The sequence below is a fragment of the Xenorhabdus sp. TS4 genome (assembly GCF_014467265.1).
In the GTDB taxonomy this organism is placed as follows: domain Bacteria; phylum Pseudomonadota; class Gammaproteobacteria; order Enterobacterales; family Enterobacteriaceae; genus Xenorhabdus; species Xenorhabdus ehlersii.
The window spans coordinates 54326-69137 of sequence record NZ_NKHQ01000024.1; the positions used below are offsets into that span (position 1 = coordinate 54326).

General features: G+C 46.4%; 16 protein-coding genes. 4 read left to right on the forward strand and 12 right to left on the reverse strand.

What is annotated here, in order from left to right; translation table 11 throughout:
* Positions 1 to 2: 2 nt before the first annotated feature.
* The 12 genes from Xets_RS11645 to Xets_RS11700 are packed head-to-tail and all read right to left on the reverse strand — an operon-like array spanning position 3 to position 10339.
* A complete protein-coding gene (locus Xets_RS11645; protein WP_099131679.1) occupies positions 3 to 761 on the reverse strand; it encodes a cobalt-factor II C(20)-methyltransferase in 759 nt (252 codons plus the stop codon).
* Positions 758 to 1549 (reverse strand): sirohydrochlorin cobaltochelatase, encoded by a 792-nt coding sequence (locus Xets_RS11650; protein ID WP_187651705.1) that lies wholly within the window; start codon positions 1547 to 1549, stop codon positions 758 to 760. Before Xets_RS11650 ends, Xets_RS11645 begins: the two co-directional genes overlap by 4 nt.
* A gap of 23 nt (positions 1550 to 1572) precedes the next feature.
* Positions 1573 to 2358: a cobalt-precorrin-6A reductase gene (locus tag Xets_RS11655; protein ID WP_187651706.1), complete on the reverse strand. Its 786-nt coding sequence runs from the start codon at positions 2356 to 2358 to the stop codon at positions 1573 to 1575.
* Entirely contained in the window at positions 2355 to 3080 is a 726-nt protein-coding gene (locus Xets_RS11660) for a precorrin-3B C(17)-methyltransferase (RefSeq protein ID WP_099131676.1), read from the reverse strand. The genes Xets_RS11655 and Xets_RS11660 overlap by 4 nt, the downstream gene beginning before the upstream one ends.
* Entirely contained in the window at positions 3074 to 4204 is a 1131-nt protein-coding gene (gene cbiG, locus Xets_RS11665) for a cobalt-precorrin 5A hydrolase (RefSeq protein WP_370588229.1), read from the reverse strand. The genes Xets_RS11660 and cbiG overlap by 7 nt, the downstream gene beginning before the upstream one ends.
* Entirely contained in the window at positions 4185 to 4991 is an 807-nt protein-coding gene (locus Xets_RS11670; RefSeq protein ID WP_370588230.1) for a cobalt-precorrin-4 methyltransferase, read from the reverse strand. The genes cbiG and Xets_RS11670 overlap by 20 nt, the downstream gene beginning before the upstream one ends.
* Positions 4981 to 5565 carry a decarboxylating cobalt-precorrin-6B (C(15))-methyltransferase gene (locus Xets_RS11675; protein WP_099131673.1) on the reverse strand — a complete coding sequence of 195 codons (585 nt, stop codon included), beginning with the start codon at positions 5563 to 5565 and terminating at the stop codon, positions 4981 to 4983. Before Xets_RS11675 ends, Xets_RS11670 begins: the two co-directional genes overlap by 11 nt.
* Positions 5562 to 6182 carry a cobalt-precorrin-7 (C(5))-methyltransferase gene (locus tag Xets_RS11680; RefSeq protein ID WP_099131672.1) on the reverse strand — a complete coding sequence of 207 codons (621 nt, stop codon included), beginning with the start codon at positions 6180 to 6182 and terminating at the stop codon, positions 5562 to 5564. Before Xets_RS11680 ends, Xets_RS11675 begins: the two co-directional genes overlap by 4 nt.
* Positions 6179 to 7342 carry a cobalt-precorrin-5B (C(1))-methyltransferase CbiD gene (gene cbiD / locus Xets_RS11685; protein WP_099131671.1) on the reverse strand — a complete coding sequence of 388 codons (1164 nt, stop codon included), beginning with the start codon at positions 7340 to 7342 and terminating at the stop codon, positions 6179 to 6181. The genes Xets_RS11680 and cbiD overlap by 4 nt, the downstream gene beginning before the upstream one ends.
* On the reverse strand, positions 7335 to 7976 hold the full coding sequence (locus Xets_RS11690; protein WP_187651707.1) for a cobalt-precorrin-8 methylmutase: 642 nt from the start codon (positions 7974 to 7976) through the stop codon (positions 7335 to 7337). The genes cbiD and Xets_RS11690 overlap by 8 nt, the downstream gene beginning before the upstream one ends.
* 12 nt (positions 7977 to 7988) lie before the next feature.
* On the reverse strand, positions 7989 to 8948 hold the full coding sequence (gene cbiB / locus Xets_RS11695; RefSeq protein ID WP_099131669.1) for an adenosylcobinamide-phosphate synthase CbiB: 960 nt from the start codon (positions 8946 to 8948) through the stop codon (positions 7989 to 7991).
* Entirely contained in the window at positions 8945 to 10339 is a 1395-nt protein-coding gene (locus Xets_RS11700; protein WP_187651708.1) for a cobyrinate a,c-diamide synthase, read from the reverse strand. The genes cbiB and Xets_RS11700 overlap by 4 nt, the downstream gene beginning before the upstream one ends.
* Before the next feature lie 770 nt (positions 10340 to 11109).
* Here Xets_RS11700 and cobA point away from each other — a divergent pair.
* From cobA to Xets_RS11720, 4 genes are all read left to right on the forward strand, one after another.
* Positions 11110 to 11868, forward strand: a complete 759-nt coding sequence (cobA, locus tag Xets_RS11705) for a uroporphyrinogen-III C-methyltransferase (RefSeq protein ID WP_099131667.1) — start codon at positions 11110 to 11112, stop codon at positions 11866 to 11868.
* Positions 11865 to 12938, forward strand: a complete 1074-nt coding sequence (gene cobD / locus Xets_RS11710; RefSeq protein WP_099131666.1) for a threonine-phosphate decarboxylase CobD — start codon at positions 11865 to 11867, stop codon at positions 12936 to 12938. Before cobA ends, cobD begins: the two co-directional genes overlap by 4 nt.
* Positions 12931 to 13791: a GHMP kinase gene (locus Xets_RS11715; RefSeq protein ID WP_187651709.1), complete on the forward strand. Its 861-nt coding sequence runs from the start codon at positions 12931 to 12933 to the stop codon at positions 13789 to 13791. Before cobD ends, Xets_RS11715 begins: the two co-directional genes overlap by 8 nt.
* 303 nt (positions 13792 to 14094) lie before the next feature.
* Positions 14095 to 14496: a VOC family protein gene (locus Xets_RS11720; protein ID WP_099131664.1), complete on the forward strand. Its 402-nt coding sequence runs from the start codon at positions 14095 to 14097 to the stop codon at positions 14494 to 14496.
* Positions 14497 to 14812 lie beyond the last annotated feature (316 nt).

Consider the following 14812-nt stretch of genomic DNA (forward strand, 5'->3'; position numbering starts at 1 on the left):
ATTCACCTTGATAATTGCCAGTTTTTATTAACCAAAATCGTTGAAAAATACGACAATCCCTGCTCCCATTCTTTTTCACTGAAGGACAGTGTGGCGAGATTGCGCCAACATTGTTCAGTCGGCAAAGTGGCATCAGCCATCATCAATGCATGTTCTAATAGATTGTGACGTTGCAGCAGGTCACGGATCAGGGGAAAACGCGAATAGACTTTCATCAGGACAATGCAGTCGTGATTGAGTAATGCTTGCTCTAAGACAACTTCAGAAGCGGTACAGGAAATGACAGCCAATGTCTGATCTTCCATCGCCAGTGGCATCGCACTGGTTGCGGCAATGGCAGAAAATGAGGTTATCCCCGGTACAATTTCCAACCATGAGGGAGAGGTCATCTGTTGCGATACCAACCGCTGCAAAAGAAATACCCATGTACTAAACAGCATCGGATCGCCCAAAGTGATAAAACCGACTTTCCTGCCATTATCCACTGCCTCTTTCAAAGCGTGCGCCACTTCATCCCACACCGCTTGTTTTGCTGCCATGTCGGCTTTCATTAAAAAATGGTAAGTGCAAACTTCCGTTTTCGGCGAAAGGTACTCTTCAATGATGGAGTGAGCAAAACTTTTGGCGCCTTTTTTTCCCGTTGGGGTATAGATCACATCAAGCTCAGAAAGAATACGCGCAGCCCGTACAGTCATCAGATCACTGGCACCTGGGCCAACGCCCATAACATACAATTTTCCTGCTTTTGCTGTTTCGTTCATAAGGCTTTCTCCTGATCATTTAGCGCGTAAGCAAGGTGATCGACAAACATTTGCCGAATCATCGGGTTTTCCCCCAATCCCTGTAACCAGGGGATCGCGACGATCCCCGCATTCTCTAACTGTGATTTCCAGGAGTCTTCTTCATTTGAAGCCATATCATTGGTGGCATGATCGCCTGCCACCAGCATCAATGGCATCAAATAAGCTTTGCGGATCTTTTGCTCTTTTAATCCCTTGATGATCAGAGGAAGTTCGGGATAACTTTCCACCGCGCCTACCCGTGCCGGAAAATGGTAGTGGCTCATCAGGTGATCCAGACAGGCATAAGCAGAAAAAGCAGGGTGGGTTGTACCGTGTCCCATAAAAACAACACATTCATTCTCTGCCAACCGAGGAAGCTGGTGGCGCAATGCCTGCATCAATTTCAGGTAATCATCAAAGTGGCTAAGTAGAGGCGTACCCAGCACCAACCGCTTAAAACGAGGACGAAATTTCTCAACCTCACGCCGCACCTTTTCATATTCATCGCCATTAATGATATGCAGGCATTGAACAGCAACATCGTGATAACCTGCGTGATGCAATCTGGTCAGTGCATCATGGGGAGTATCGATGTGAATGCCATCGCGTTGACGCCATTTGCGAATGATCATGCCAGAGGTAAATGCCCGAAATAGTTCCCTGTCTGGAAACACTGAGGCCAATTGCTGCTCACAGGCTTCAATATTGTTTTTCAGCGTTTCTGGATAACTGGTTCCAAAACTTATCACCAATAATGCTTTTTTCATTTCGCTTTTCCTTATTGGTCTATTTACATGCAAACATTCGCCAATAACTGTGCCATCTCTTCCAATCCGTTGGCCTGCGTGATCCTCTCACCTGCAAATTGTTGCTCTGGGCGACAGAGCACGATGCAGGGCAGCCCAAGGGAAAGGCATGGCTCCACTTTTTCCCTGAAACCTCCTTGTTCACCAGACTCTTTGGTAATGACAACCTCCGCCTGACAAAACTGGTAAAATGCCCGATTGAAATCGGCACTGAATGGACCTTTCAGGGCAAAAATCTGATCAACTGATAAGCCACAGGCTTCACACATCGCCAAAACTTCTGCGGTGGGCAATACACGAGCCAGCACGGTTTTTCCTTGCAGGTAAGCCATATAGTCGGCTAATTGCTTACTGCCGGTTGTCAGCAAAATACGGGTTGCCAAATTGGCTGCTATTTCACACGCCTGCTTAATGGTTGCTACTTTATAGACAAGAGGATGTTCAACAGCATCAATATCGCTGGGGCGGATATAACGAATCAGAGGGATGCCCAACTTTTGGCAAGCATCGACAATGTTTTGACTCAGCCGTTCGGCATAAGGATGGGATGCATCAATCACCATTTTCGTCCCTCGCTTTTGCAGATATTCGGCCATCTCTTCGGCTTCCATCCTGCCAGTAACAATTTCACCGCGAATACCCATCGCCTGCTGTGCTCCCGCCGGGGTTGCCACTGACAAGCCATAATCTATGCCGGCAATATCCATCATCACACAAATCTGGCGGGCATCGCTCGTACCGCCAAAAATGTGGATCAATGGCCGTTTCATAACTTATACCCTCTCGGCGTGATCATCAGCCCATCACGTATATACGTTGACTGATTGCCCACTATCACCAGACTGCGCATATCAACACGGGAAAAATCCATTGAGCCAAAAGTCGTCAGCCATTTATCCTCCTGTTTTCGCCCTGCCGCTTTCACCACACCCACGGGAGTTTCTGGTGATTTCCACGGAGCCATCAAGGAAAATGCCCGTGCCAAATGTTCTTCTCGTCCGCGACTGCGGGGATTATAGAAACAGACCACAAAATCGGCTTCTGCCGCAGCCTGCACCCGCTTTTCAATTACCTCCCACGGGGTGAGCAGATCGCTTAGGCTGATATGACAAAAATCATGCATCAATGGTGCACCAAGCAAAGTGGCGCAAGCCGTACTCGCCGTCACTCCCGCCACCAGCCGAACTTCTACATTGCGCTTTTGCTGGCTGACCAACTCCAAAATCAAGCCAGCCATGCCATAAATACCCGCGTCACCGCTACAAACTACCGCCACATTTTTACCCTGCTCGGCCAGCTCAATGGCTGTCTGGCAACGCTCAATCTCTTTGCACATGCCGGTTTTAATAATTTCTTTATCGCCTACCAGTGGTTTCACCAGATGAGTGTAGGTTTTGTAACCCACCACGATGTCAGCCGCTTTCAATGCAGCAATTGCTTCCTGCGTCATCATGGCTTCGCTGCCGGGACCAATTCCAATGACAGTTAACATGGATGCAATACTCCTAATGTGATGGTGACGCCCTGCTCACGCAGGGTATGACCAACCAAGTGCCCCTGGCTCATTAGCCAGGCTACCGGTTGGGAGACACAGCCTATGCCCACTGTTTTTCGGACAAATTCAGAGACCGGAAATGCCTGTTCACACTGGGCAAGCTGATTAACAGAGAAAATTTGGTATGGAATTTGACGCTCTTGTGCCAATTGGATTAACGCCGGCTCGTTTTTTTTCAGTTCGACACTGCCGACGGCTTTTAGCGCCAAGGGTTCAAGGTTATGTTCCGCCAGATGGTGATCCAATAATTCTGCGAGCCGTTCCGCTTCCACTCCCCGCCGACAACCCATGCCTGCAACGATACGGCGCGGAATTAATTTAAAAGTGGGGATTGCCAGTGCCAGATTTGTTCGTTCATAGCTGATGTATACCAGAGCGTCCAGCTCAGGCCGATCTTCCAGAACATCAACTGGAATGAAACCGCGCGTGTCATAGCGATCTTTTTCATCGTCTAAGTTGGGATGCCACCAAATTCCTACCCGCTTGCCACTGACCAGCATTTGATTAACGGTTTTGACATTGGCACGGAAATTTTCCATTTTTCCATCAATTTCTTGCGATAACAGATCCAATGCGGCGACCTGATTAACATCTGTTGCAGTGGTGATCACCGCCTGACCATCGAGAATATCTGCGATCTGTTGTGCCAGCTTATTCGCCCCCCCCATATGCCCCGACAATAAACTGATAGCAAACTGCCCTTTTTCATCCAATACGACAACCGCCGGATCGGTCATTTTGTCCTTGAGCAGCGGGGCGATAACCCGAATAGTGATCCCCGTTGCACCAACCATGATCAACGCACCGTATTGGGTGAATACCTTACGTACCGTATTAGCAAAACCACCTTCAAATGCCATAAACCTGCTACTGGCATCCGTAAATTCACTCTCCACCAATTCAGGGGAAGTGAAACAATCCATCGCTAAATGAGATTGCAAGCGGCGAGCCAACGCCATGCCCCCTTCTGTCAGGCAAAACAAGGCATATTCTTTGTTAGGTGACATTGTCTTAGATGATACGGTGTTAGGTGATATTAAGTCAGGTGCTACGGTATTCATGGCTGAACCTCGCATCGTACAATTTTGAGTAGTGATACTCTTCGCCAAGAAAAGCACCCACCAGGATCAAAGCCGTTTTACGGATGCCGGCGCTACGTACCTGTTCAGCAATCGTCGCCAATGTTCCCCGCACAATCTGGCAATCCGGCCAGGTTGCCTTGTAAACTACGGCAACAGGGGTTTCCTGCCCATATCCCCCCTGAATTAACCGAGCCATAACCTCTGTCATGTTCTGTACCGAAAGGAAGATCGCCATCGAAGTTTGGTGGGCAGCAAAGGCTTCCAGCGTTTCCCGTGGCGGCATTGGCGTTCTGCCTTCCATACGGGTGATAATCAAACTTTGCGCGACTTCGGGCACGGTGTACTCCACGCCCAACTGCGCAGCAGCGCCAAGAAACGAACTCACCCCAGGCACAGAGACAAAACCAATAGCATGATTTGCCAGTTCTTCGGCCTGTTCACGTATGGAGCCAAACAGCGATAAATCTCCCGTTTGCAGGCGAACCACCAATTTGCCCGCTTTCACACCATTCACCATCAATTCCGTGATTTCCGATAACGTCAATCTCGCGCTGTCATGGCATTCGGCATCTGCACGGCAATAATCCAGTAACTCCCGATTAATCAGCGAACCGGCATAAATCACCACTTGGGCCTGACGTAATAATTGATAACCTTTCAGAGTAATCAGGCTCTTATCCCCTGGCCCTGCACCAACAAACCAGACTTTTTCAGTATCAAAACTGACGTTATCTATCTGTGCAGAGTTAATATATTCAGGCATCATCCTGCTCCTTTTGCTCAGACTCTTTCTGGCAAGACAGCAAATAAGTGGGATTGTTGGGTTTGAAATAATGTCCTTGCCCTAGTGCTGTCAGTTCTCCCACCTGAATTTCACGTCCATCAAGCGCGCTCACACGACAGGATTTCAGGTGCGACAATGCTTGCGTGAAGTTTTCCAGCAGGATAAAAGTCATCACCAGACGCCCACCTGGGTTCAGGTGTAGCAATGCCCAATCAATGACTTCTGTCAGATATCCACCCGTTCCGCCAATGAAAATAGCTTCTGCGGTATTGTCTAATGGCATAGGAGCAATACCAGACTGGATACGAACCCTATGACAGCCAAAATGCTGAACATTTTCAGCAAGCAGTAACAAGGCATCTTCCTTGCGTTCAATGGCGAGGATATCCAATGCGGGATAGCGCAATGCCGCTTCAATACTGACGCTGCCAGTACCCGCACCAACATCGATAAGACGGCTGGCTTTTTCCAGTTCCAATCGCTCCAATGCCAGCGCCCTAACCGCTTCTTTGGTCATGGGGATGCGATGACCGCGCAAAAACAGTTCATCTTTCATTCAGGTTCACCATTTAAAATCACCACTACATTCAGGCCATAATCAATGTCGCCGCGGTGCGCGACCTGTTCCGCGTGCAAACAAATAATTTGTTCATGTTCATGGGATAAATTTTTACCAATCACCATGCGACGCTGCTGCCCACGCGCCAGAATCTCTTGCGCAATCTGGTAAGGGCCAATAACGTCATCCGTTACCATGGCGATTTTTTCGTGTTGCAGTAGCCAATCAAAATCCGGTTTACGTCCGTGACTGCTGGTCAGGTAAATGTCGTTCATATCCAGCAAAATCTGGGCGCACAAATATTGGATCGAGCTGATGCCGGAGATAATGCGGGTATTTTGTCCAGAAAAATGCTCAGTGATTCGTTTACCGATGCCATAAAAGAGGGGATCACCCGAAGCCAGCACAATAATTTGCCGATGCTGATTCTGTTCAAGCCATTGCATCAATCCATCCACATCAGCATCCAAACGGCGGGTTTCCCCCTTGAAATGAGGAAATTCGGCAAGATGGCGCTTTCCTCCGACCAACACTTCAGCCTGTCTGATAGCCTCCAACGCAGCCAATGTTTGGTTTGCAACAGCGCCGGGGCCAATACCAACAACGGTGATCATCGGCAATCCTCCATAAAATCCTTCACTATCGCGTCCACAGGCCGATTGCAGCCCAAGACCTGGTTATCAAAAGAGAATAGAATGGCGTCACACTGCGGCTTACCACTGGCGAAACGTAGCATTTGGTCGATACGCCCGCAGATTTTCCGGGCAATTTGTTGGTACACGGCCTGCCAGCCCTGTTCTGCAATCAACTCAATGGCCGCTTCGGTGGTATCACATTGATCCACAGCCTGAATCAGTTCGAAAGGTGCGCCTATTAAGGCCAGATTGGCAATCAGCGTTTCCATGCGACCATCAGCAATATGGCTGTGGGTATGAAAGATACCGGCAGCGATTTTTACCAACTTGCCGACATGCCCTACCAGAACTATATGGCGGAACTCCAGACGCACGGCTTCTTGCAACATATAACCGACAAAATTACTCATCGTGACGACATAATTCCCATCAATACCCAACTGCTGGCTGACAAAACGTTCACCGTGATTTCCCGGCACAAAAATAATGCGATCCAGCCCATCGGCACGTTTGGCTTCTAATTCCAGCGCCAGAGAACGTTTCCAGCTCTCTTCCGACATCGGCGTCACAATGCCAGTCGTGCCAATAACCGAAATACCGCCCTTAATTCCCAACCTGTCGTTATAGGTTTGCTTCGCCCGTTCCTCACCTTCAGGGGCGAAGATGACGATATCTGCCCCACGGTACGGACCGATTACCTCCCGTACTGCTTCTTCAATGGTATGCCGTGGGGTTTTATTAATGGCTGCCCAGCCAATGGGCAAACCAACCCCCACTCGCGTTACCCTGCCAATACCTTCACCGCCATCCAATGTGATCACTTTGCTGTCATTCAGGGAGACACGGGCAAAAATCAACATACCGTGGGTTGCATCCACATCATCGCCACCGTCTTTGCGGATAGCCGCAATCGCCTGTTGTCCTTCAATCAAAGGTTGCTCGACATTCAAGACCAGGGTGACACCAGAAGGTGTGACAATCGAAACCTGATGAATAATCTGCTGACGCAAGATCATCAATGCAGCAACCCGAGCGGCGGCTGTAGCACAAGATCCCGTGGTGTAACCCTTGCGATACTGCTTTCCCCGATGCCAAACTGTTCCGAGGCCATTAGTTTGCGTCTCACTGATTTCATTCATGCCTTACCTCCGGCATCCGATACAAAATGGCGTTGGTAATGGCAGCGGCAATATTGCTGCCTCCCTTGCGCCCTTTTGCTGCAATACAGCTTAATCCGCTATTGATCAGGGCATTCTTTGATTCTTCTGCGCCAACAAACCCAACAGGCACACCAACGACTGCAATGGGTGCAACTTGATGTTCCATCAAACGAAACAGCGCAGTCGGAGCGTTGCCAAAGACAAAAATCTTCTCCCCCGGTTCTTGCAGGGCCAGATCGACTGCCGCCATTGAACGTGTAATTTGCTGGGCTTTTGCCATTTGAATGGCGCGGGGATCGCTGACATAACAACGGCATTCGCTACCATACTGAGCCAGACGCGTTTTATTGATGCCAGATAGCGCCATTGTCGTATCGGTATATAACGTACAGCCACGCAAGATACCGTCGCGAATGAGGTGCAAGACATCGGGGGAAAAATAGAGAATATCAAGCCAATCAAAATCAGCGGTAGTATGGATCACCCGTTTGATCACTGCTTCTTGATCCGCATTCACAAAACGATAATCAGGCCGCGATTCGAAAATAAGCTGGCTGATAATGTCAAAGCTATTTCTTTCGATCTGTTGGGGTTGTCGGATGTAATCGCTCATGCTGTTTCCTCCTTACACCATCACACTGACCAGGCTATGCAGCAGCGCAAACAACAGGAGCGCCATCACTGATGCCACCACCATCATCTGAACAGACTGTGGGATATCGACAGGCGTGACTTCACGCCTTGCATCACCAATCCACGGTTTTTCGACAAGCTGATTAAAGTAGACATTCGGTCCACCAAGACGGATGCCCAATGCCCCTGCTACAGTTGCTTCCGGCCAGCCACTATTGGGACTACTGTGTTGGTAGCGATCACGCCAGCCAATGCGTAGCGCCTGCCTAAAATCTAATCCCTGCCATTTCGCGGCTATTGCCAGCAGAAGCCAACCCAAACGGGCAGGCAGCCAATTCGCCACATCATCCATACGTGCCGAAAACATCCCCAGTGCCCGATAACGAGGCGTTTTATAGCCCACCATTGAATCGAGGGTATTGATTGCCTTATAAGTCATGGCAAGCGGAACACCGCCAAGCATTAAGAAGAACAATGGGGCAATCACCCCATCCACACTGTTTTCAGCCACGGTTTCAATCGCAGCACGGCTGATTTGTGGCGTTTGCAATTGGCAAGTGTCCCGACCGACAATGTTGGCAAGCTGCTTACGGCTGACGTCCAAATCCCCCTGACGCAATGCCTGATAAACAGCGTTTGCCGCATCACCCAAGCTACGTCCTGCCAACACGGTATAAATCAGCCAAACTTCAACCAAACATCCCAGCCAAAACGTCATGCCATAAGCCAATTGCAAAACCCAATAGCTCGCCAGCCAAACACTCCCTACTACCACCAGCCATAACAATACACCGCCCCATTTCAAGTCGGTTTCGGTTTGGCAAATCCGGCGAATAAGCTGCTCAGTCTGGTGAGTAAGTTGCCCTATCCAGCGCACGGGATGCGGCCAATGAGGGGGATCACCCAATTTCATATCCAGAATAAAAGCCGCAAACCACAGTAAGACTGTCATAACAGCCTCCGTGCCATCGTCAGCCAGCGATGGAGAAAATTGGGGCGTTGGGCAAAATGAATATGCAGATAGCCCGCCAGAGTATTGCCATTCTGGTAGCCTCCCAGCCAACTTTTCTGCACTGTTTTTAATGTTCCTGTTGGATCACACCATTTAACACATTGAAAAACAGGAGGTTGAGTCGAAATAAAATCCGAGTAATGGAATTCATGCCCGCGCAGCGTTTCTCCTTTCGCCACTAACGGCGTATCACACATTGCCGTGGCTTCGCAGTAACCAAAACGTTTCAGGTGATCTCCCATCTGGCTTTCACCGGCAATTAACCCCACCATGCCATGCCATACACCGTCCGCATCTGTCAGGGCATCGCCGAGATACATCAAGCCGCCGCATTCCGCATAAATAGGGATACCTTTTTGCTGCGCCTGACGTAATGCCGTATGCATAGCGTGATTGGAAGATAAGGCTTGGGCATAAATTTCAGGGTATCCTCCACCCAAATAGATCATCTGGCATTCAGGCAACTGATGATCATGCAGGGGGCTAAACCGTTTGATAGTCACACCGGCTTTTTCCAACAACAACAGGTTATCAGGGTAATAGAAATGGAATGCCTCATCTTCTGCCAGAGCCAGCGTTAAGCCTTGCCCCATCGCGGGATCAATAAGGGAATCGATATTTCCTTTTGGCAAGGAAGATAGCTGGGTTAATGCCAGCAACTTATCCAAATCCACCGAAGCTTCGATCTGCTGAGCCAGACGAGTCCAGCATTCTTCGCGTTGACTGACTTGTTCTTGCGCAGGGATCAGCCCGAGATGGCGGGAAGGAAGGGTAACCTCTGGCATCACCGGGAGCCGCCCCAAAACAGGAATACCGCAATAACTTTCAATCGCTTGTTTTAATAACTGAAAATGGCTATCCCGATTGACGCGATTGATCAGCACACCCACAATGTTGACCGCTGGATCAAATTGTTGAAACCCCATCACTGTAGCGGCAATTGAGGTGGAAACCGCCTTACCATCCACCAATAAAACCACCGGACAGCCAAGTTGTTTTGCCATTGCCGCGCTACTGCAATAGTTGGGATCAATACCATAGCCATCATACAACCCCATAACCCCTTCAATTACGGCAATATCTTGCTCAACCATAGCTTGGTTAAACAAACCATTCAGGATAGGTTCGGGTAGCATGAAAGCATCAAGATTACATGAAGCGACTCCCGTCACAGCACGATGCCAACCACCATCCAGATAATCAGGCCCGATTTTGAAAGGCTGTACCCGCAGTGAACGGTTCATCAAGGCTCGCATGATGCCCAGCGCAACTGTTGTCTTACCACATCCGCTACCTGTACCTGCAATGACAAAAGCATGTTTCTGTTGCATGTGCTTACCCCAAAACATGTAAATTTTGTATTGGTGTTAAAATCGGTATTAGTTTTAAATCTGCAACTCATATTCTCATTCATTGATATTTATCAAATAAAAGTCTTTTAGTTCATTTTCGACAAAACAATTAATATTTCATGGATAACGCGGATATCTACAATCCCTTTATCTCGTAACAAATAAGCAACTTAATAAAAAGCATTATCACAATATTAATTTCGCATAAAAATAAAATAGAAAAATAGATTTATTTTCAAAATACACATTTTTCATTTTTATAAAAACACCCTTTATTATTTTTGTGATCTTGTTCATGATTATTAATTTTTAAACACTATTTTTATTTCAAACAAAATAGAAACTAATATACAACCACAAACCATGCAATCAATAATCCAACATAACACATTGAATTAATTAAAAAACAATGAGATTAAAATCATTACCTCAATAAAGAAACTTTAATATTGACAAATATTTTCAACAGATAACAAAATTCGATTTGAAAATAATTCATACTTAAGAATACGAACATTGATATAAATCAACTTTACTTACCCCACATTAAAGCAATAATTACAAAAAATTTAAATCGACATAACACCACTCATAAGGAAAAGAGGAAACCATCCATAAAGCAATAAATAAAAAAGTATAAGTCAGAATAAACCGTCCTTTATAAAAATAAAAAACAGAACCTCACCATCCTGATGAAAATATATTTTTCCCTTTGATAATTTATATTTTAATTCCATAGAGGTAATCCAATGAATAAAGGTAACGTATGGTTAGTGGGAGCCGGCCCTGGTGATGCAGGTTTAATCACGGTCAAAGGGCTGCACTGTATCCGATCGGCGGATGTCATTGTCCATGACCGTCTCGTCAATCCTGAACTTATTGCTCAGGTACCAGACCATTGTAAAATTATTAACGTTGGGAAAGAACATGATTACCACCCCATCCCACAGGAAGAGATTAATCAAATTCTGGTAAGGCATGCACAGGCGGGGAAACGGGTTGTTCGCCTAAAAGGTGGCGATCCCTATGTCTTCGGCCGTGGAGGGGAAGAAGCGGAAGTGCTGTCACAACATGGTATCAAATTTGAAATCATTCCGGGGATCAGTTCCGCAATTGGTGGATTGGCCTATGCCGGCATCCCTATAACCCACCGCAATTATGCATCGGGTTTCCACGTTGTGACCGGACATACTTCTCAAGACAACGAACAACAGAACTGGGAAATACTCGCTCAATTGGAAGGAACATTGGTTATTCTAATGGGAATGACCCGCCTGATGGAGATCTGCCAACAGTTGATGCTATATGGTAAATCCCCCACAACACCTGCTGCGGTGATCATGTATGCCAGCCACCCCAAACAAGAGAGTGTTACAGGCACACTGGAAACCCTGGCTGCAAAAGCGGAAGAGAAGGATCTGCATGCACCCGCACTGATTGTGGTTGGTGATGTCGTCAATTTAGGGTCAATGCTCTCCTTCCCTCCCACTTACGGAGCAATACCATGAGTGAACATGGCGGTAATATCATTGGCATTGCCCAGCAATATGGTCTTCCAGCCGATGAGCTGATTGATTTCAGTGCCAATATCAATCCACTAGGTGCTCCAGAACGGGTTAAGGCATTAATCAAAAATAGTCTTGCTGATATTGAAAAGTACCCAGATGTGGAATATCGCCACTTGCATCAGGCGATCGCAGAGACCCATCAATGCGATTACAACTCAGTAATAGCAGGCAATGGTGCAACAGAACTGATCTATGCCGTCACCCGTTACCTCAATCCCAAGCGAGCTTTGCTTTTTATCCCAGGATTTGCTGAATATCGACGAGCCTTGCAGCAAATTGGAACAGAAATTATCGACTATCCATTGACAGAGGAAGCCGGATTTCAACCTGATTTACACCTGCTAGATACACTTTCCACGATTCAACCCGATTGCGTTTTTATCGCCACACCCAATAACCCTACCGGATTAATGCCAGATACCCAATTTATGCAATCGCTGGTGGAATATTGTGAGCGACAAAAGATTTCGCTGATTGTTGATGAATCCTTTATTGATTTTCTCCCTGATAACCGAGGGCTGATTCCGCAACTTACTGTCACTAAGCATCTTTATATATTGCGTTCAATGACCAAGTTTTTTGCTATCCCTGGGTTACGCTTAGGCTATTTAGTCAGCGGAAATATAGCAGGGATCGCAGAGATGAAAAATCGACGTGAACCGTGGTCAATTAATGCCTTTGCTGCGCGAGTTGGTGAGATTTTATTTGATGAACATGACTATATTGCTGCCACACATCAATGGCTAACATCGCAGCAACACTATCTATGGACTCAGCTTTCAACTTTTCCTGAACTGATTGTCTGGCCGCCATCGGCTAATTTTCTGTTCTTCCGCTGCAATCAACCCAATGTTGATTTATGGCACGCTTTGCTTAAACATCGGTTGTTAATTCGCCATTGTAAAAATTATGCAGGGTTAGACGAACGTTACTATCGCATAGCTGTACGCAGTGCGTGGGAAAATCAGCGCCTAATCGCAGCCATGCAGCAGGTTTTTGCCTATGGCTGAAGCCTCTTGTCCCGCTTCCTGTGGAGAACTGCTACAAGGATGGCTGTTTGGCGGAGAAAAGTTAATCTCCTGCCCAATCAATTGGTTCAGTTGTGTTTCCGTTAGCGAAGGTATTCCTATACCGCACGAACGACCACGTATGCGCCAGATGGTAAATTTACTGCTGGATTACTGGCAGGAGCCACCAGAATTGACTTTTGGTTTGCGTATTGAATACCAATCGACAATTCCAGTCGCCAAAGGCATGGCCAGCAGCACAGCAGATATTGCCGCTACCGCCCAAGCCACCGCCAGATTATTGGGCAAATCACTGAAAAGCACAGAGCTAGCGCAACTCTGTGTCAAACTGGAGCCAACAGACAGTACGATATTTAAGCGATTAACCTTATTTGATCATCTCACGGCCCAGACGCAAATCCCCTTTGACTGGCAACCGGATATCGATATTTTGCTGTTGGAAAGTCCACAAACCATTTTGACAGAAGAATATCACCAACAGGATCATCGCGCACAATGGCAAGATAACACCTGTTTATTCCAACAAGCATGGTGGCAATTCCATACAGCGAATCAACGGCACGACAATTACCGCCTTGGGGAAGCTTGCACATTAAGCGCCATCGCCAGCCAATCGATACTACCGAAACCCTGTTTTGATCAACTGCGGGATTTAGTCGAGCAGACAGGCATTTATGGCCTGAACGTTGCTCATAGCGGCAGTATCATTGGCCTGTTATTCAACTCACATCGCCATGACGTAAATTACCTGCGCTGGTGGCTGCATCAAAAAAAGATTTCTGAGCACTATCCGAAAATTCACCAAGTCAAACTCATTGCGGGTGGTGTTCGCTGAAATCTATGCATATCCTCACATTTCCCTTATTATAAATAACATAATTTAAACAATGAATTAAACCCTATGGAAAAGACAACTCTGACACCCGCTACAACTGATACCTTTATGTCACGCGACATTCGCGTTGGAAAAATCATCAATTTCCCCCACCTCAAGGCGTGTTGCAGGATTCAAATCCGAAGTTTTGGTTTTGGCTGCGGTTTGTGACGAGCAAGGAACCGTCCTTATCCAGCCAGCAAGAAACGTGGAATTAGGCACCCGCAGGTTGTAATTTTTAAGCCGTAAAATAGTAGGAATACTATGAGAACACAAAAAAGATGTATGGGTTACGTTGCTATCGTTGTAGATGATTACGATAAAGCTATCGACTATTACACTAATAAATTGGGGTTTACGTTGGTAGAAGATACGCCACAGCCAGGAAAAAGATGGGTTGTTGTAACTCCAAATCCTGAAAGTGATTGCAACTTACTGTTGGCAAAAGCATCTAACGAAAGGCAAGAAGCGTTTATTGGTAACCAATGTGGTGGACGGGTATTCTTGTTCCTGCAAACTGATGGCTTTTGGCGCGATTATCACAAAATGAAAGAAAATGGTGTCCATTTCTGTGAGGAACCTCGTCAGGAAGAATATGGCATGGTAGTCGTTTTTGAAGATATTTATGGGAATCGTTGGGATTTATATCAAAATGCAGTTGCTTAGAGAATACTTATAAATATTACTATTAGCCCAATAATATTGGGCTATATTTAATTATATTAATGTTTATTTATAGAAGTAAACTTATATTATTAACAATAGGGCTATTTATACCTTACACTAATAAAATTATCAATCTTATTCAAAATAGACATGCTATTATTTATCCATACCTATTAATAAATGTTAACCATATCTATATACCAATAATATCATTTCAATAAGCAGCATAATTTTTAAACCAAACTTACATTTTTTATATTTTATCCAACCATACCAATATGTTTAGAATAGCCGCGGTCATAATATATAGATTCAT